General features: G+C 76.3%; 17 protein-coding genes. 9 read left to right on the top strand and 8 right to left on the bottom strand.

The features are described 5' to 3' along the window. Positions 1-1121 (bottom strand): DUF4349 domain-containing protein (locus ECOMGDLI_RS32270; protein WP_088320913.1); only part of this gene is annotated, 1121 nt, incomplete at its 3' end. Between the two features lie 246 nt (positions 1122-1367). Here ECOMGDLI_RS32270 and hemG point away from each other — a divergent pair. Together hemG and hemQ are read left to right on the top strand one after the other, a co-directional pair. Further along, on the top strand, positions 1368-2854 hold a 1487-nt coding region (gene hemG, locus ECOMGDLI_RS37105), incomplete at its 3' end, for a protoporphyrinogen oxidase (protein ID WP_369812817.1). A 49-nt stretch (positions 2855-2903) separates the two neighbouring features. After that, positions 2904-3608 (top strand): hydrogen peroxide-dependent heme synthase, encoded by a 705-nt coding sequence (gene hemQ, locus ECOMGDLI_RS36215; RefSeq protein ID WP_233153718.1) that lies wholly within the window; start codon positions 2904-2906, stop codon positions 3606-3608. Positions 3609-3645: 37 nt separating this feature from the next. Here the strand turns inward: hemQ and ECOMGDLI_RS32280 are convergent, their stop codons facing one another. Further along, positions 3646-4248, bottom strand: coding sequence for a GNAT family N-acetyltransferase (locus tag ECOMGDLI_RS32280; RefSeq protein WP_143448063.1), 603 nt, complete (start codon positions 4246-4248; stop codon positions 3646-3648). Beyond that, a complete protein-coding gene (gene msrB, locus ECOMGDLI_RS32285) occupies positions 4245-4667 on the bottom strand; it encodes a peptide-methionine (R)-S-oxide reductase MsrB (protein WP_233153719.1) in 423 nt (140 codons plus the stop codon). Before msrB ends, ECOMGDLI_RS32280 begins: the two co-directional genes overlap by 4 nt. Before the next feature lie 261 nt (positions 4668-4928). On the opposite strand from msrB, the gene ECOMGDLI_RS32290 reads away from it, so the two are divergent. Beyond that, positions 4929-5426, top strand: a complete 498-nt coding sequence (locus tag ECOMGDLI_RS32290) for a hypothetical protein (RefSeq protein WP_143448064.1) — start codon at positions 4929-4931, stop codon at positions 5424-5426. A gap of 21 nt (positions 5427-5447) precedes the next feature. Here ECOMGDLI_RS32290 and ECOMGDLI_RS35680 read toward each other — a convergent pair whose 3' ends face one another. Then, positions 5448-5933 (bottom strand): hypothetical protein, encoded by a 486-nt coding sequence (locus tag ECOMGDLI_RS35680; RefSeq protein ID WP_088320925.1) that lies wholly within the window; start codon positions 5931-5933, stop codon positions 5448-5450. 172 nt (positions 5934-6105) lie between these two features. Here ECOMGDLI_RS35680 and ECOMGDLI_RS32300 point away from each other — a divergent pair, with 172 nt between their 5' ends. After that, complete coding sequence (locus tag ECOMGDLI_RS32300) at positions 6106-7293, top strand: alpha/beta hydrolase (protein ID WP_158221240.1); 1188 nt, start codon at positions 6106-6108, stop codon at positions 7291-7293. Between the two features lie 127 nt (positions 7294-7420). Beyond that, positions 7421-8017, top strand: a complete 597-nt coding sequence (locus ECOMGDLI_RS32305) for a dihydrofolate reductase family protein (RefSeq protein ID WP_088320918.1) — start codon at positions 7421-7423, stop codon at positions 8015-8017. A gap of 17 nt (positions 8018-8034) precedes the next feature. On the opposite strand, the gene ECOMGDLI_RS32310 is transcribed toward ECOMGDLI_RS32305, so the two are convergent. From ECOMGDLI_RS32310 to ECOMGDLI_RS32320, 3 genes are read right to left on the bottom strand one after another with little or no spacing between them, the layout of a single operon-like run. Beyond that, entirely contained in the window at positions 8035-8838 is an 804-nt protein-coding gene (locus ECOMGDLI_RS32310) for a dihydrofolate reductase family protein (RefSeq protein WP_088320919.1), read from the bottom strand. Positions 8839-8851: 13 nt separating this feature from the next. Beyond that, positions 8852-9334: a SufE family protein gene (locus ECOMGDLI_RS32315; protein ID WP_233153720.1), complete on the bottom strand. Its 483-nt coding sequence runs from the start codon at positions 9332-9334 to the stop codon at positions 8852-8854. After that, positions 9331-10227 carry a sulfurtransferase gene (locus ECOMGDLI_RS32320; RefSeq protein WP_233153721.1) on the bottom strand — a complete coding sequence of 299 codons (897 nt, stop codon included), beginning with the start codon at positions 10225-10227 and terminating at the stop codon, positions 9331-9333. Before ECOMGDLI_RS32320 ends, ECOMGDLI_RS32315 begins: the two co-directional genes overlap by 4 nt. Positions 10228-10348: 121 nt before the next feature. On the opposite strand from ECOMGDLI_RS32320, the gene ECOMGDLI_RS32325 reads away from it, so the two are divergent. Both ECOMGDLI_RS32325 and ECOMGDLI_RS35685 read left to right on the top strand, forming a co-directional pair. Then, positions 10349-11137 carry a DUF4253 domain-containing protein gene (locus tag ECOMGDLI_RS32325; protein WP_088320928.1) on the top strand — a complete coding sequence of 263 codons (789 nt, stop codon included), beginning with the start codon at positions 10349-10351 and terminating at the stop codon, positions 11135-11137. Between the two features lie 86 nt (positions 11138-11223). Beyond that, entirely contained in the window at positions 11224-12120 is an 897-nt protein-coding gene (locus tag ECOMGDLI_RS35685) for a hypothetical protein (protein WP_088320921.1), read from the top strand. Positions 12121-12151: 31 nt separating this feature from the next. Here ECOMGDLI_RS35685 and treZ read toward each other — a convergent pair whose 3' ends face one another. Further along, positions 12152-13951, bottom strand: a complete 1800-nt coding sequence (gene treZ, locus ECOMGDLI_RS32335) for a malto-oligosyltrehalose trehalohydrolase (protein WP_088320922.1) — start codon at positions 13949-13951, stop codon at positions 12152-12154. Between the two features lie 117 nt (positions 13952-14068). Between treZ and ECOMGDLI_RS32340 the strand changes: the two genes are divergently transcribed. Then, complete coding sequence (locus tag ECOMGDLI_RS32340; protein WP_088320923.1) at positions 14069-15049, top strand: polyphosphate kinase 2 family protein; 981 nt, start codon at positions 14069-14071, stop codon at positions 15047-15049. Between the two features lie 87 nt (positions 15050-15136). Further along, positions 15137-16513 carry an SWIM zinc finger family protein gene (locus ECOMGDLI_RS32345; protein ID WP_088320924.1) on the top strand — a complete coding sequence of 459 codons (1377 nt, stop codon included), beginning with the start codon at positions 15137-15139 and terminating at the stop codon, positions 16511-16513. The last annotated feature ends 97 nt before the right edge of the window (positions 16514-16610 follow it).

Raw genomic sequence — 16610 nt, forward strand, 5'->3', positions numbered from 1 at the left:
GCGAGGGCGCCGGCCATGACGGGGACCTTGTCGGTCGGGGCCGGCTGGGCCTGCTGGGCGGCGGCGTGGGCCTGCGCCTGCTGCGTGGCCCAGCGCGCCGCGGCGGCCTCGCGCTCGGCGGCCTGGCGCTTCGAGCGGCGCCGGAGCAGGACGCTCGCCGGGTAGCCGACGACCGCGAGGACGATGCCGACGGGCAGCACCGCGCCGAGCACCGTGAGGATGACGTTGGTGCTCGCGACGAGCGCCTCCCAGCCGGCGTCGAGCCCGGCGAGGAAGCCGTTCTTCGGCTCCTCGGCCTGCGCCGCGGGCGTGCCCGGGACCTGCAGCGTCACCGTGAGGGTCGACAGGTCCGCGCGGCTCGAGAGCGACTTGAGGCGGGCCTGGAGGGCCTCCAGGTCGGCCTGCCGACGGGTCAGCTCGCCCTCGATGAAGACGATGTCCTGCACCGTGTTCGCCTTCGCGAGCAGCTCGCGGGTGCGGGCCACGGACTGCTTCTGGGTCTCGATCCGGCTCGCGACGTCGGCGATCTCGCCCGTGACGTCCTGGTCGGTCGCGCTGCGGCTGACGACGGTGCCGATGGCGCCGACCTTCGTCAGGGCGGTGTCGAGCTGCGGCTCGGGGATGCGCAGGACGACGACGCCCTCGCCGGACTGCACCGACCGGGCCGTCGACCCGTCGGGGGCGGTGACGCCCTGCGAGATGCCCGTCGTCTCGGACGACACGTACCCGCCGAGGCTGTCGGCGATCGCCCGGACCTTCACCGCGGCGACGTCGAGGTCCTTGACGGTGAGCGTGACGTCCGCGGTCCGGATCCGGCGCTGGCCCGCGGTGTCGGCCGAGACGAGGTTCGCACCCGAGGCGGCTTTCTGGCCCTCCGCGGACGCGCCTCCGGCAGCCTGCTCCGGGGCGGCTGCCGCGGCGGCCCGGCTCGCCCCGGCGACGCTGGTGTCCGTGAGACCGCCGGCGTCGGTGCCGCCCGCACCCTCCGCGGCGCTGTCGTAGGCGGCGCCCGATGCTGTGCCGCCGTCGTTCGACCCGCTGCACGCGGCGAGCGTCAGGAGGGCGGCCGCGGCGAGGGCCGCGAGGCGTGGACCGGTGCGGGTGCGTCGTGCGGGGGACATGGAGGCCTCCGGTGATCGGGAGCCGCGTCGCGGCCCGGTTCGGTCGAGGGACGTCACCAGCGGGACCGCCGTTGCACGGCCGCAGGTCACGAAGTGATCACCGTGCGCCAGCGGCCGTGGTGATCTCTGTGCGCCAGCGTCCCGGCCTTTGGTCACGGTGGTGTCGCACTCCGGGATCGGTAGCGTCCCGGGCAGGTGTCAGGCTGGTCACGTGAGCGGCCACGGTGCGAGGGGCGGGAACGACACGTGACGGGCGAGCAGAGCAGCAGGGCGCGGCCGAGGGTCGTCGTCGTCGGCGCGGGCATCAGCGGGCTCACCGCGGCATGGCACCTCACCGACCCGGCGCGCGCCGGCGACGTCGTGCCCGAGGTGCTCGTGCTCGAGGGGTCGCCCGGCGTCGGCGGCATCCTGCGCAGCGGCCCGCTCGGGCCCGTGAGCATCGACGTCGGTGCCGAGTCCGTGCTCGCACGGCGGCCCGAGGCGCTCGAGCTCATCGCCGAGGCCGGCCTCGCCGACGACACGGTGCACCCGGTGACCACCGCGGCGAACGTCCTCGTCGACGGCGTCCTGCGGCCGCTGCCCGGCGGGACCCTCATGGGGGTGCCCGGCGACCCGAACACGCTGCGCGGCTTCCTGTCCGACGCCGACGTCGAGCGGGCCGCGGCCGAGCCCGGTCTGCCGCCCACCGAGGTCGGGGACGACGTCGACGTCGCGTCGTACGTCGCGGCCCGGGTCGGCCGGGCCGTCGTCGACCGGCTCGTCGAGCCCTTGCTCGGCGGGGTCTACGCGGGGCACGCCGACCGCCTCAGCCTGCGCGCGACCGTCCCCCAGCTCTACGCCGCGGCGGCCGCCGGGGGCTCGCTGCTCGCCGCCGTCCGGCAGATGCGCGCGGCCCCGCTCGCCGGTGGCGGCCACGGTGCGCACGCCCCGGGCGGGGGAGCGCTCGACCCCTCCGACGTCGGGGCACCCCCGGTGCTGCCGGTGTTCGCCGGGATCCGCGGCGGCGTCGGCCGGCTGCCGCAGCGGCTCGCGACCCGGCTGGCGGGCCGCGGCGTCGAGGTGCGCACCGGGGCGACCGTGCGCGGCCTGAGCCGGACGGCGTCCGGCTGGCGGCTCGTCGTCGGCCCGGCGTCGGCGCCGCAGACCGTCGACGCGGACGCCGTCGTGCTCGCCGTCCCGGCCGCGCCCGCCGCCCGCCTCCTCGCCGACGTCGCGCCCGCGGCCGCGGCCCGGCTCGGCACCGTCGAGACGGCGAGCGTCGGCGTCGTCGGGCTCCTGCTGCCCCGCGAGCAGGCCGTCGGGCTGCCGGGGTCGGGCGTCCTCGTGCCGCCCGTCGAGGGCCGGCTCGTCAAGGCCATGACGTTCTCCTCGCGCAAGTGGGCCTGGACCGACGCGCTCGACCACGACCACGTCGTCGTCCGGCTGTCCGTCGGCCGGCACGGCGAGGAGGCCTCGCTCCAGCACGACGACGACGAGCTGACCCGGCTCGCCGTCGCCGACGCCGCCGGCATCCTCGGCCGGCCGCTCGCCCCGGCCGCGACGACCGTCGTCCGCTGGGGCGGTGCGCTGCCGCAGCCGGCCGTCGGCCACGTCGCCCTCGTCGGCGCCGTCCGTGACGACGTCGAGGCCCTGCCCGGGCTCGCGGTCTGCGGGGCGGCCTTCGAGGGCGTCGGCGTCCCGGCGTGCGTCGCGGCGGCCCGGCGGGCGGGGACGCCTCAGCGCAGGGTCGCGACNCCCGACCCTGGCCACGCGCCCCCGGTCCGCCCTTGGGAGAATGACGACATGAGCGACGAGCACGGCGGGCAGCGCGTCCCCGCCCGCGAGATCAACGACACGATCCGCTACACGATGTGGTCGGTCTTCGCGGCCGACCCGGTGACCGGCGACCGGCAGGCGCTCGTCGCCGAGGTCGAGCAGGCGCTCGAGGGCCTCACCGGCAAGGGACTCGTCGTCCGTGGCTGGTACGACGTCGCGGGCCTGCGGGCGGACGCCGACGTCATGGTCTGGTGGCACGCCCCCGAGGTCGAGACGGTCCAGGAGGCGTACCACGCGCTGCGCCGCACGGCGCTCGGCGCCCACCTGCGCCCGGTGTGGTCGAACGTCGGCCTGCACCGCCCGGCCGAGTTCAACAAGGGGCACGTCCCGGCGTTCATGGCGGGGGAGGAGCCGCGCGGCTACCTGTGCCTCTACCCGTTCGTCCGGTCCTACGAGTGGTACCTGCTCCCCGAGGAGGAGCGCCGCGCGATGCTCGTCGAGCACGGCATGGCGGCGCGCACCTTCGGCGACGTCCGCGCGAACACTGTCGCCTCGTTCGCGCTCGGGGACTACGAGTGGCTCCTCGCGTTCGAGGCCGACGAGCTGCACCGGATCGTCGACCTCATGCGCGAGCTGCGGGCGGTCGACGCGCGCCGGCACGTGCGCGAGGAGGTGCCGTTCTACACCGGCCCGCGGATGCCGCTGGGGGAGCTCGTCGCGACCCTGCGCTGAGGCGTCCCCGCCCGCCGGAGCGGCCCCGGGGACGGGGTCAGGCCTCCCGCCACGGTGCGTCGGGGGTGCGCCGCATCCGGGTCAGGGCCTCGACCCGCCCGCTCGTGTCGAGCACCGTCGCGACCGGGGCGAACTGGAGCCGGGTGAACAGGGCCAGCGCCTCCGACGGCACGTCCGCGACGAGCGGGCGCCCTCCGGAGCGGGCCACGACCTCGGACAGCAGCGCACCGCCCAGCCCCAGGTGGCGGACGTCGGGGCGCACCGAGAGGCCCTCGACGAGCAGCGCCGTCCCGCCCGCCGGGCCGTCGTCCTCGACCTGCCGGACCCGCAGCACGGCCACCGGGCCGGAGTCGTCGTCGATCCACACGTGCCGGGTGGCGGGGTCGAGGTCGACCGGCTCCGGGCCGGCCGCGCCGCGCAGCCGCAGCAGCGCCTCGGCACTGCCCGGCAGCAGGGTCGCCCAGGAGTCCCAGCGGATCGCCGGCGCGATCCCGAGGTCGTCCCCGAGGACCAGCGGCAGGCCGCCCGGCGTCGTCGCCCGCACCCACGGTGCGGCCGCCGACGCGCGCGACGGCTCCCCGGGCCCGGTGAGACCGGGCTCGGGGTGTCCGGGGACGGCGCCGGGCGCTGGCCCGCTCATGAGTCCGTGGCCTCCCGGCGGATGCTGATCGAGTTGATGCAGAACCGCTGGTCGGTCGGGGTGTCGTAGCCCTCGCCCTCGAAGACGTGCCCGAGGTGCGACCCGCACGCGGCGCACCGCACCTCGACGCGGCGCATGCCGAGGCTCGTGTCCTCGATGTACTCGACCCGGTCGCCGGCCATCGGCGCCCAGAACGACGGCCAGCCGCAGTGGCTGTCGAACTTCTCGGTGCTGCGGAACAGGACGGCGTCGCACGCCCGGCAGGCGTACACGCCCTCGGTGCGGTCGTCCCAGTACTCGCCCGTGAACGCCCGCTCGGTGCCGCCCTTGCGGAGCACCTGGTACTCGGCGGCCGTGAGCCGCTCGCGCCACTGGTCGTCGGTGAGGGTCACGGGGTACTTGCGTCCGGTGTCGTGCAATCCGCACCTCCTCCTCGGTGGTCGGTGCGATCCTCTCGCACCAGGCCCGTTCGGGCCCCACATCCGGACCAACCGCCGTGGGCGTCCCGGCGTTCCCGGGGCGGTCGTGGTCACCTCGTGTGCACCGTGACGCAGTCCCTGCTGCACCGATCGTCGGTTAGCCGTTACCGTGGGCTCAGCACCGGTGCGCCGTCCGGGTGACGCTCGTCGCGCCCGGTGGCGTGCACGCGACCGGACCCGGCGACTCGATGGGTGGACGAGATGGCGAACACCGAATCCCAGCGGGTGTCCTCCACGGGCGACCGGCTCCCGCCGAAGGGGTCGCGCGAGGACGTCACCGAGAAGGCCGTCGCCGTCTTCGTGCTCGTCCTGGGCGTCGTCCTCGGCCTCGTCGACCAGCGCTCCGGCGCGGACACCGGGCTGCGGGTCCCCGCCCTCATCGCCTCGCTGTTCCTCGTCGCGAGCTCGCTCAACGTGCTGCTGCCCATCGGCGCCAAGGGGCACGTCGAGGACGACGTCGAGGTCGAGGGCCCGCCCGGCGAGCCCGGCCGGGCCGTCGTGCGCGGCGCGGCCGCACCGCCGCCGCCCCCGCCCGCCAAGCCGTCGCCGTTCATCTCGATCCTGCTCATGGGGATCGCGGTGTGGCTCGGGCTGGCGACGCTCATGTACCAGGATGCCGAGCCGCAGCTCACCGGGCTGTCGCTGCTCGCCTCGTTCCTCATCTTCAGCCGCGGGCTCGCGGAGCTCCCCGGCCGCTGAGCCGCCCGGCGCGGGAGCGGGTCAGCCGACCCAGCTGGAGCCGGCGTAGACGTGCAGCACCGGCACCCCGAGGCGCTCGCGGGCGCGTGACGCCCAGTCCGTGTGGAAGGTGTCCTCGACGGCGTGCGGGCGGGTCACGACGACGACCTCGGTCGCCCCGGTCGCCTCGATCTGGGCGGCGAGGGTGTCGACGGGGTCACCCGCGACGACCTCACCGGTCGCCTCGACGCCGACGGCCTTCAGCTCGGCGAGGCTCGCGGCGAGCGCCTGGCCGGCGGCCGCCCGGTCGTCGTCGTCATGGCCGCGGACGGCGTCGAGCGCCTCGCGCAGCTCGAGCAGGCTGAGGTGGTCGAGCACGTCGACGAGGAGGCTGCGCTCGGTGTCGGCGGGGACGACGACGCGGTAGGCCGGCGAGTCGTCGGCGTGGAACGCCGTGATCCGCGCCGCGTCGCCCGGGGTCAGGGCCTGCTCGGTGAGCAGCACGATCGTCGGGGAAGCGTCGGTCACGTTCGGCACTCCTGTCGTTCGTACGGGTCGTGCGGGGGCGGCTGCACCACGGCCCGGGCCGCGGCGGCCTCAGCCTACGCAGTCCGGCGCCGTCCGCCGCGGACGGCGGTCCCGGATGCGCGGCGGCCGTCCCGGGTGCGCGGCCGCGACGGCCGGTCGGCAGAATGCAGCCATGACCGGCACCCCGCAACGACCCGCGGCACTGAACCTCCTCCTGCGGGGTGCGGTCGTCGGGGCCGGCACCGTGCTCGCCGCCGGGGCGGCGGTGTCCGCGACGGCGGCCTACTTCGCCCGCCGGGTCGTCTCGCCGGACGGCGAGCGGCCCGACGACGTCGAGATCCTCGGCGTCGGGGCGGGCACGCTCACCCTGCGCGCGACGGCCGAGACGACGGCGCCGGGCCGCTACGGGGTCTGGCTCGACGGCGGGGGCGGGCACGCCCGCGTCGGCGAGGTCATCGACCACGACCCGGCGGCCCGCACGGTGACCCGCCGGCTCGTCGCGGTCGACGCGGGGCGGCTGCGCGAGGGCGCCGCCCGCTGGAACCAGTACTACTTCGCGGGCACGCCCGGGTCGGCGCTCGACCTGCCCTACGAGGACGTCGAGGTGTCGACGGCCCTCGGCGCGATGCCCGCGTGGTTCGTGCCGCCGTCGGCGTCGGTCCCGCAGCGCCGCACCTGGGTGCTGCTCGTCCACGGCCGGGGTGCGACCCGGGAGGAGTGCCTGCGGGCGCTGCCGGTCCTGCACCGCCTGGGGTTCCCGGCGCTCGTCGTCTCCTACCGCAACGACCGGGACGCCGCGCCGTCCCCGGGCGGGCGCTACCACCTCGGCGAGGCCGAGTGGCTCGACCTCGAGTCGGCCGTTGTCCACGCCTTCGGCGCGGGCGCGCAGGACGTCGTCCTCGCCGGCTGGTCGATGGGCGGGGCGATCGCCCTGCAGACGATGTCGCGCTCGTGGGTCGCCGACCGGATCCGGGCCGTCGTGCTCGACGCCCCGGTCGTCGACTGGCGGGACGTCCTCGACCACCACGCGAAGGTGAACCGGCTGCCGGCCCGGATCGGCCGGCTCTCGCAGGCCGTCCTCGAGCACACGCACGCCCGCCGCCTCGCCGGGGTCGAGACGCCGCTGTCCCTGGACCGGCTCGACTGGGTCACCCGGGCCGCCGAGCTCCGGGTGCCGGTGCTGCTCATCCACAGCGACGACGACGAGTTCGTCCCGTCCGGGCCCTCGCGCCGGCTCGCCCTGGCGCGGCCGGACGTCGTGACGTTCGTGCCGGTCAGCGGTGCCCGGCACACGAAGGAGTGGAACGTCGACCCCGAGGGCTGGGACACCGCCGTCGCGCGGTTCCTGCTGTCGCTGTAGGTGCGCGCCGACCGACCACGACGCAACCGGAACCGGCCGGATCAGCCCGTTCCTGCGGTGCCGGGGGCCGATGAGTCCTGCGCCGTGGTGAGGTCACTTCGTCGTCGCGCCGCGGAGGGAGCCGGGAATGGCCAAGGTCGTCATGCACGCCGTCGTCTCGCTCGACGGCTTCATCGCCTACCCCGACCACTCCGTCGGTCCGCTCTTCGACTGGTACGGCAACGGGGACACCGAGGCCGTCGTACGCGCGAGCGGGTGGCGGTTCCAGGTCTCCCGGGTCTCGGCGGAGTACGTGCAACCGTTCTGGGACGGCGTCGAGGTCACGGTCATCGGGCGTCGGCTCTTCGACCTGACGAACGGCTGGGACGGCAAGCCGGGCGCCGGCCGCCGGCTCGTCGTCGTCACCCACCGGCCGCTGCCGCAGGAGTGGCTCGACGCGCACCCCGACGCGTCCTTCGAGACCGCTGCGTCCGTCACCGAGGCCATCGACCGCGCACGGGACCTCGCCGGCGACAGGCTCGTCAGCGTCACCGCGGGCGACGTCGGCGGGCAGGCGTTCACCGCCGGGCTCGTCGACGAAGTAGCGATGGACGTCGTCCCCGTCGTGCTCGGCGAGGGCGTCCGGTACTTCGGCGGCCACGTCGGCACGGTGCTGCTCGACGACCCCGACCGGGTCGTGCGCGGCGACCGGGTGCTGCACCTGCACCACACGGTCCGGCGCTGACCGAAGACCTGCCGGGCTCAGCCCTGCCTCTGCACGTACCAGCGGCCGAGCAGCGTGCCCTCGCACTCCAGCAGGTGGGCGTTGCGCAGCAGCAGGCCGGACGGCGCACCGTGGGCGATCCGGGGCGCGTCGCCGCCCGCGAGACGCGGCGTCAAGGTGAAGCACAGCTCGTCGACGCGGCCCGCGGCGGCGGCGCGGGCGAGCAGGGTCGGGCCGCCCTCGAGGAGCACGCGGCGCATCCCGCGGGCGGCGAGCTGGGCGACGGCGACCTGCGGGTCGACGTCGCCCTCGCCGGCGACGAGCACGCGCTCGCCCGCCTTCTCCCGCAGCGCGTCGACGTCGGCGGCCGCGCACGTGACGACCCAGGCGGCGTCCGGGCCCCGGAACAGGTCGGGGTCGTCCGGGAGCTTCCCGGAGCGGGTGACGAACGCGAGCGCCGGGGCCGGCCACTGGCCGGCGTCGAGCCGGCGGGCGGCGAACTCCGGCTTCGGGCGCAGCGGCCCGTAGCCCTCGGCGCGGGCGGTGCCCGCACCGACGAGGACGACGTCGGCGAGACCGCGCAGCACCGAGAAGACGACGCGGTCGACGTCCGAGCTGATGGAGCGGGAGAGCCCGTCGGGGCCGGCCGCCGCGCCGTCGAGGGTGCTCGCCATGTTCGCGCGCACCCAGCCCGTCTCCGGGACCGGGTCCGGGTAGGCGTAGAGGTCGGCGAGCGCCTGGATCGCGTCGGCGCGGGTCCGCGCCGCCTCGCTGCCGCCGCCGGGGTCGGCGAGCCGCCCGACGACGACCGGGCCGGGCAGGAGCAGCCGCAGCTCGCTCACGGTCGCACCCGGGTCACGAGGCGGTCTTCTCCCGGACCTGGCGCTTGATGCGCATGAGCATCCCGGTCATGCCGCGCAGCCGCAGCGGGCTCACGGCCCGGGTCAGGCCGAGCCGGTCCGGGACGTCGTCCGGCACCGCGAGCAGCTCGTCCGCGGGCAGCCCGTCGAGGCCCTGGCTGAGGATGCCCGCGAACCCGCGGGTCGTCGGCGCCTCGGCGGGTGCGGAGAAGAAGAGCCGGACGACGTCGCCCGGGCCGGCCGGCGCGGCGCCGTCCCCGACCTCGACGGTGACGAAGATCGGCGACTGGCACTCCGGGACCGGCTCCATGAGCTCGGGGTGGTCCGCGAGCCGGGCCGGCAGGGCGGGCAGCTCCTGGCTGAACTCCAGCAGGAGCTGGAGCCGCTCGTTCTCGCCCATCTCCTGGAAGTCCGCGACGATCTCGGCGAGCGCGCCGGGCAGGTCGTCGGTGCGGGCAGCGCCCGGGCCGGACGTCACGCGCGGACCTCGCCCGGGGCCTCGCCCTGGACGATCGGCACCCGGACGGCGTTGCCCCACTCGGTCCACGAGCCGTCGTAGTTGCGCACGGTCGGGAAGCCCAGCAGGTGGTGCAGGACGAACCAGGTGTGGCTCGAGCGCTCGCCGATGCGGCAGTAGGCGATGACGTCGTCGGTGACCTTGAGACCCTTCTCGCCCTGGTAGATCGCCTCGAGCGCCGGGCGGGCCTTGAAGGTGCCGTCCTCGTCGGCGGCGCGGGCCCACGGCACCGACTGCGCGCCGGGGATGTGGCCGCCGCGCAGCGCACCCTCCTGCGGGTAGTCGGGCATGTGCAGCTTCTCGCCCGTGTACTCCTGCGGGGAGCGGACGTCGACGAGCGGCCTGCCGAGGTGCGCGAGCACGTCCTCCTTGAAGGCGCGCAGCGGGGCGTCGACGCGCTCGACGACCGGGTAGTCGGTCGCCTCGCGGGCGGGCTTGTCGGTCGTCGTCGGCCGGCCCTCGGCGAACCACTTGGCCCGGCCGCCGTCGAGCAGGCGGACGTCCTCGTGGCCGAAGAGCGAGAACACCCAGAGCGCGTACGCCGCCCACCAGTTGTTCTTGTCCCCGTAGATGACGACGGTGTCGTCGCGACCGATGCCCTTGGCCGACATGAGCCGCGCGAACGCCTCGCCGTCGAGGTAGTCGCGGGTCACCTGGTCGTTGAGCTCGGTGTGCCAGTCGACCTTCACGGCGCCCGGGACGTGGCCGGTCTCGTAGAGCAGGACGTCCTCGTCGGACTCGACGACGACGAGACCGGGGGTGCCGAGGTGCTCCGCGAGCCATGCGGTGGTGACGAGGCGCTCGGGGTGGGCGTACTCGGCGAGCTTGACGTCGGGGTCGGTCGGGACGGGCACGGTGGTGGCCTTCCTGGCATCGGGCGGGTGCTGCGTGCGACCGATCCTGCCACGGCCCTCGTGGGTGCGCCGTCCCGCGGTCCTCGCCGCGTCGGGCGGGTGGCCGGTAGCGTCGGGTGCCATGATCACCGAGCTCGCGCGCCGCCTCGCGGCCCTCCCGCCGGGGCGACTGCCGCCCGGCCGCCCGGTGCCGCTGGAGGACGGCGGGGCCGCGCGGTACTGGCTGTCGGACGCCCCCGCCGGGCCCGGGGTCTGGGCGGCGCTGGCGGCGGACTTCCCGCGGACCGGCCTGTGGCCGCTCCTCGTGCAGGGGCTCGACGAGCGCACTCCCGAGCGACCGTGGCAGGTCGGGGAGATGCACCTGGTCCGGCCGTTCGCACCCGGGGCCGTGGACGTCGGCGAGGTCCTGGCCGGGCGCTGGGCCGAGGTGCTGCCGGCCCCGGACGAGGAGGAGGACGCCTGGGCGAGCGTCGACCCGTTCCGGGCCTGGCCCGGTCTGGCGGGCGTCGGGGCCTGCCGGGAGGACCCCTCGGCGGCGGCCGCCCGCGCGGCGGACGACCTGCTCCTGGAGGGGACGTGGTTCCTCTGCCTCGCCGCGGTCGGGCGCGGGGCGGACGTGCTCGACGCCGTCGGCTGGTCCGGCCACGTCAACCACGACCCGGGGCCCGGCGAGACCTCGGCGGTGCTGCGCAGCTGGGAGGAGCGGTTCGGTGCGCGACTCGTCGCGGCCGGCTTCGACACCGTGCTGCTGTCGGTCGCCGCACCGCCGACCCGGCCCGAGGAGGCGCTGCGGGTCGCGGCCGAGCACCACGCGTTCTGCCCGGACAACGTCGCCCAGGGCTCGGGGTCGCTCCGCGAGTACGCCGAGGAGCTCGTCGGCAACGCCGTGTGGGGGTTCTGGTGGGACTGACCGGGTGATCCGCCCGCCCCCGCGTCACGAACGCCGGCCGCGCGCCGACGGGTCCCGGGTCAGGGACGCGACGACGAGGGGGAGCGATGACCGGACGGCGCAGCGGCGTCCTCACGGGGGCGCTCGTCGCCGTCGCGCTCGTCGTCGCCGGCGGCACGCTGCTCGCCGACGACCTCGCCGGTGTGCTGGGCGGTGCGACCGGGCCGGTGGCCTGGACGCAGGAGTCGGCGGCGCCCGAGGAACGGCCCGGGGCGGCGGCGAAGAAGCCTGCTGCGAAGAAGGCCGCCGCGAAGAAGGACGCCGCCGCGAAGAAGAAGAGCGCCGCGAAGCAGAAGGCGGCCGCGAAGAAGGCCGCTGCCGGTGCGACCGGCGGCGACGCGGCCGCCGGCGCGGTCTCGGCCGCGGGCTACGGCCCGGACGGCCCGCAGGGTCCGGGCACCTGCTGCTCCGGCGGCTCCGGGACGACGCAGGGCGGGCTCCCACGGGTGCGCGGGCCGCAGGTCGTCAAGGGCAGCAATCCGCCGTCCGTGCGTCTCGTCGTCCCCGGGGTCGGCGGCGTCGACCGCGGCATCGCCGACACCGGCACCCACAGCGACGGCACCCAGTACTCGCTCTCCCGGCCGCTGCGCTACCACCCCGGCAGCCAGACCACCCTCGAGGCGGCGCCGTCCGCGGGCCGCGTCGACCTGTCTTGGTTCCACAACGGCGACCCGGCGACGCTGACGTACCGCGTCGGCTACCAGCCGAACACCTGGATCCGGTCGACGACCCGGCCCGACACCTGGACGACGCCCCCCATCGTCTGGGTCGACGTCCCCCCGGCCGCGGCCGAGGGCGTCATGTCGTGGCGCCTGGCGAGGGCCGCCCGGGGGGTCGAGTACACGTTCTGGCTCGAGGTCGACCTCAGCACCCCGCCGCCCGAGGACGTCCTCGGCAGCACCCGGATGCTCCTCGCGCGGACCTCGCACGTCCTCGTGCCCTGAGCGACGAGGAGCCGGGAGCGGCCGGGCGCGGTCAGCCCGCGCGGTCGGCCCGCCGCAGCACCGCGACGCCGTCGGCCGGCAGCCGGACGCCGCCGTCCGCGACCTGCGCGTCGCCGTGCCAGTCGAGCACCACCTCGGCGTCCGGTCCGACGGGCAGCACCGCGGCGTCCGGCCCGAGGTTCACCGCGACGTCGAAGCCGCCGCGCCGCACGACGAACCAGTCCGCGCCGGTGCGCACCCGGACGGCGGCGAGGTCGTCGTCCCGCAGGTCCGGCTCGGTGCGGCGCAGCCGGACGAGGTCGTGGTGCCAGCGCAGCATCCGCGCGCCGAGGTCCTTGTCGGCCTCGGCCCAGTCGAGCCGCGACGACTCGAACGTGGCCGGGTCCTGCGGGTCGGGGACGTCGCCCGCGGCCCAGCCGTGCGCGCCGAACTCCTGGCGCCGACCCGCGCTGACGAGCGCGCCCAGCTCGGCGTCGTGGTCGGTGAAGAACAGCCAGGGCGTCGAGGCGGCCCACTCCTCGCCCATGAAGAGCATCGGGGTGAACGGCGAGGTGAGGACGACCGCCGCCCCCGCGGCGAGCCGGCCGGGGGACAGGCTCGCGGTGACCCGGTCGCCGAGCGCGCGGTTGCCGACCTGGTCGTGGTTCTGCAGGTACGCGAGGAACCGGTGGCCCCGGTGCCGCGCGGGGTCGACGGGGTGCCCCCAGTCGGCGCCGCGGAAGGTGGAGAAGTCGCCCGCGTGCCGGAACACCCGGGTCAGCGTCCGGGCGAGGACCTCGACGCCGTCCGTGCCGCCGAAGTCGGTGTAGTAGCCCTGCTGCTCCCCGGTGAGCAGCGCGTGCAGCGCGTGGTGCAGGTCGTCGCTCCACTGCGCGGTCATCCCGAGGCCGCCCGCGGAGACCGGCTCGACCATCCGCGGGTCGTTGAGGTCGGACTCGGCGACGAGCCCGAGCGGGCGCCCGAGCCGGCGGGCCAGGTCGGCGGTCTCGCCGGAGAGCTGGGCGAGCAGGTGCTGCCGGGAGTCGTCGACGAGGGCGTGGACGGCGTCCAGCCGCAGGCAGTCGACGTGGAAGTCCTCGAACCAGCGCAGCGCGTTGTCGCAGACGAAGCGGCGCACGTGGGTGCGGCCCTCGTCGTCGAGGTTCACCGCGTCGCCCCACGGGGTGTCGTGCTGGTCGGTGAAGTACGGGCCGAACTGCGCGAGGTAGTTCCCGGACGGGCCGAGGTGGTTGTAGACGACGTCGAGGCAGACGGCGAGGCCGCGCGCGTGGCAGGCGTCGACGAACCGCTGGAAGGCCGCGGGGCCGCCGTACGGCTCGTGGACGGCGTACAGCGCGACACCGTCGTAGCCCCAGCCGTGCCGGCCGGGGAAGGCCGCGACGGGCATCACCTCGACGACGTCGACACCGAGGTCGACGAGGTGGTCGAGGCGCTCGACGGCGGCGTCGAAGGTGCCCTCCGCGGTGAACGTCCCGAGGTGGAGCTCGTAGAAGAGCGCGCCGGGCGCCTCGCGGCCCGGCCACGCGGCGTCCGACCACGGGTGCCGCGCGGTGTCGAAGACCCGGCTCGGGCCGTGCACGCCGTACGGCTGCCAGGCGCTGCGCGGGTCGGGCAGCGCGGGGCCGCCGTCCAGGCTGAACGCGTAGTCGGTGCCGTGCCCGGCGTCCTCGACCTCGACGGCCCAGGACCCGTTGTCCCCGGGCACCATCGGCACCCGCCGCACCCCGGCGGCGCCCTCCGCGGGCATCGCGTCGCCGGTCGCGGTGCCGGGGGCGACGATGAGCAGGTCGACGGACTCGGCGCGGGGCGCCCACACGTGGAACAGGTGCACCGCAACACCCTGACACGCCGACGCCGTCGTGCAGGCCGAACGGGCCCGGCGCGGCGCCCGGCCCGCGGGACCACCCGCGCTGGTGGACAACAGGTTCGGCTGCCATGATCTGCGGCCATGGCGAGCAAGAAGAGCAGGAAGGCCCGCGAGCACGAGGACGAGCTCGTGGCGAAGTCGTCCTCGGACGAGGCGGAGAAGGCCGCGAAGCTCGCGGCGAAGCTGGAGAAGGCCCAGGAGCAGGTGGCCGACAGCGTCGCCGCAGCGCCGCAGCGGGTCGCGGACCTCCTCGCCGTCGGCGAGGGTTTCCGCCTCGCGGACGTCGACACCCGGTCCACACCCGGCTTCGACGGGAAGAAGGCCGACGGCAAGGCGGCGCTCGCGGCGGGCGCTGCGCTGATGTCCGACCTCCAGGAGCGACTGTGGGCGGCCTCCCGTTCCGGCGACACCCGCAGCGTCCTGCTCGTCGTGCAGGCGATGGACACCGCGGGCAAGGGCGGCATCATGCGGCACGTCGTGGGGGCGGTGGACCCGCAGGGCGTGCGGCACACCGCCTTCAAAGCGCCGACGCCTGAGGAGCGGTCCCACGACTTCCTCTGGCGGATCCGCCGGGCACTGCCGCAGGCGGGCGAGATCGGCGTCTTCGACCGCTCGCACTACGAGGACGTGCTGGTCGTCCGCGTGCACGACCTCGTCCCGCGGGCGACATGGCAACGTCGGTACGCAGCCATCAACCGCTTCGAGAAGGCCCTTGTGGACAAGGGCACCACGGTCGTCAAGGTCATGCTCCACATCTCGAAGGACGAGCAGAAGGAACGTCTCGCGGAGCGGCTCGACCGCCCCGACAAGCACTGGAAGTACAACCCGGGCGACGTCGACGAGCGGGGCCACTGGGACGCCTACCAGGAGGCCTACCAGGTCGCCCTGACGCGCTGCTCGACGCAGGCCGCGCCCTGGTACGTCGTCCCGGCGGACAGGAAGTGGTACGCCCGGTGGGCCGTCCAGCAGCTGCTCACGGACGCGCTCTCCGACCTGGACCCGCGGTGGCCCGAGGCCGACTTCGACGTCGAGGCGGAGAAGAAGCGGCTCGCGGAGAGCTGACCCGCAGGCACTGACGGGACCGCCCGGCCGGGACCGGCCGGGCGGATCCCGGCGCGGCTGTCGGGCGCCGCCGCTAGCCTCCCCGCCGTGGGGGAGAGGTGGAGCACCGGGCAGGTCGCCGCGCTGGCGCCCGACGCGTCGTCGGCCGCGGCCGGGCGCACGCTCGCCTCACCGTCGACGTGGTCGGGGCTCGGGGCATGCGGCGGCACCGCGGAGCACCCGGCGGCGGTGTGGGGGCTGTGCCGCGGCAGCGGCAAGAACCCGTACCAGACGGTCGTCGACGTCTCCGGGCCTGCGTACCGGTGCTCGTGCCCGAGCCGCAAGTTCCCCTGCAAGCACGCCCTCGGGCTGCTCCTGCTGTGGGCGGCCGGCAGCGTGCCGGACGCCGACGCCCCGGCCGACTTCGCCGTCGAGTGGCTGCGCGGGCGCGTCGAGCGCGCCGCGAAGGCGCAGGAGCCCGCCGCGCGGGCGGCCGGCCCGGTCGACGCCGGGGCCGCGGCGCGCCGCGCGGAGCGCCGCGAGGACCGGGTCCGCGGCGGCCTCGTCGAGCTCGGTCGCTGGCTCGAGGACCAGGTGCGCCGCGGCCTCGCCGGCGCCGAGCGAGCCGGCTACGCGCCCTTCGAGCAGGCGGCCGCGCGGCTCGTCGACGCCCAGGCACCGGGGCTGGCGGCCTGGGTGCGGGCGCTGCCGGGGGTCGTGGCGTCCGGGCCGGGCTGGCCGGGCCGGCTCCTCGAGGAGTACGCGCTCATGCACCTGCTCGTGCGCGCCCACGAGAACCTCGACGCGCTCCCGGCACCGCTCGCGGCGACCGTCCGCCGCCGGGTCGGGTACCCGGTCTCCCGGGAGAGCGTCCTCGCCGGGCCCGCCGTCCGCGACCGGTGGACCGTGCTCGGCCTGCGTGACGACGTCGACGACCGGCTCGTCTCCCGCCGGATCTGGCTGCGCGGCAGCCGCACCGGGCGGGACGCCCTCGTCCTGTCGTTCGCCGGCCCCGGGGCCGTCCTCGACACCTCGCTCGTCCCCGGCACGTCGGTCGAGGCCGACGTCCACCTCTACCCGGACGCCGCCCCGCTGCGCGCCCTCGTCGGGCCCGGCGCCGGAGCCCCCGGCCCCGCGGCCGCGGTGGCGGCCGGCTCGGTGGCCGACGGCCTCGCGGCGGCCGGCGCCGCGCTCGCCGCCGACCCGTGGACGACGTCCTGGCCGCTCGTCCTCACCGGCGTGGTCGTCGACCGGCGGGTCGACGGCACCTGGTGGCTCGTCGACGGCACCGGCGCCCTGCCGCTCGCGCCGGTCGCGGGGGAGCCGTGGGTGCTGCTCGCGCGGTCCGGCGGCCGGCCGCTGCCGCTGCTCGCCGAGTGGACGCCGCGGGGCGCGGTCCCGGTGGCGCCGCTGCCGGGCGGGCCGCCGGCCGCGGCACCGACCGGCGCGGGGCCGGTGCCGGACGTCGTCGGGGCGGTGCGGTGAGCGGCCCCGACGACCTCGTCGCGACCGCGCTGCTCGGCACCGAGCGCCGGCCGTCGGCCGCCGACGGCTGGCCCGGGGCGCTCGGTGCGGCAGCCGC

This window comes from Kineosporia sp. R_H_3 (genome assembly GCF_002198675.1).
In the GTDB taxonomy this organism is placed as follows: Bacteria; Actinomycetota; Actinomycetes; order Actinomycetales; family Kineosporiaceae; genus R-H-3.

Coding starts and splice junctions, on each gene's coding strand:
- hemQ (WP_233153718.1), top strand. CDS start 2,904: ATGAGCGACGAGCACGGCGGGCAGCGCGTCCCCGCCCGCGAGATCAAC.
- ECOMGDLI_RS32280 (WP_143448063.1), bottom strand. CDS start 4,248: ATGAGCGGGCCAGCGCCCGGCGCCGTCCCCGGACACCCCGAGCCCGGT.
- ECOMGDLI_RS32290 (WP_143448064.1), top strand. CDS start 4,929: ATGGCGAACACCGAATCCCAGCGGGTGTCCTCCACGGGCGACCGGCTC.
- ECOMGDLI_RS32300 (WP_158221240.1), top strand. CDS start 6,106: ATGACCGGCACCCCGCAACGACCCGCGGCACTGAACCTCCTCCTGCGG.
- ECOMGDLI_RS32305 (WP_088320918.1), top strand. CDS start 7,421: ATGGCCAAGGTCGTCATGCACGCCGTCGTCTCGCTCGACGGCTTCATC.
- ECOMGDLI_RS32325 (WP_088320928.1), top strand. CDS start 10,349: ATGATCACCGAGCTCGCGCGCCGCCTCGCGGCCCTCCCGCCGGGGCGA.
- ECOMGDLI_RS35685 (WP_088320921.1), top strand. CDS start 11,224: ATGACCGGACGGCGCAGCGGCGTCCTCACGGGGGCGCTCGTCGCCGTC.
- ECOMGDLI_RS32340 (WP_088320923.1), top strand. CDS start 14,069: ATGGCGAGCAAGAAGAGCAGGAAGGCCCGCGAGCACGAGGACGAGCTC.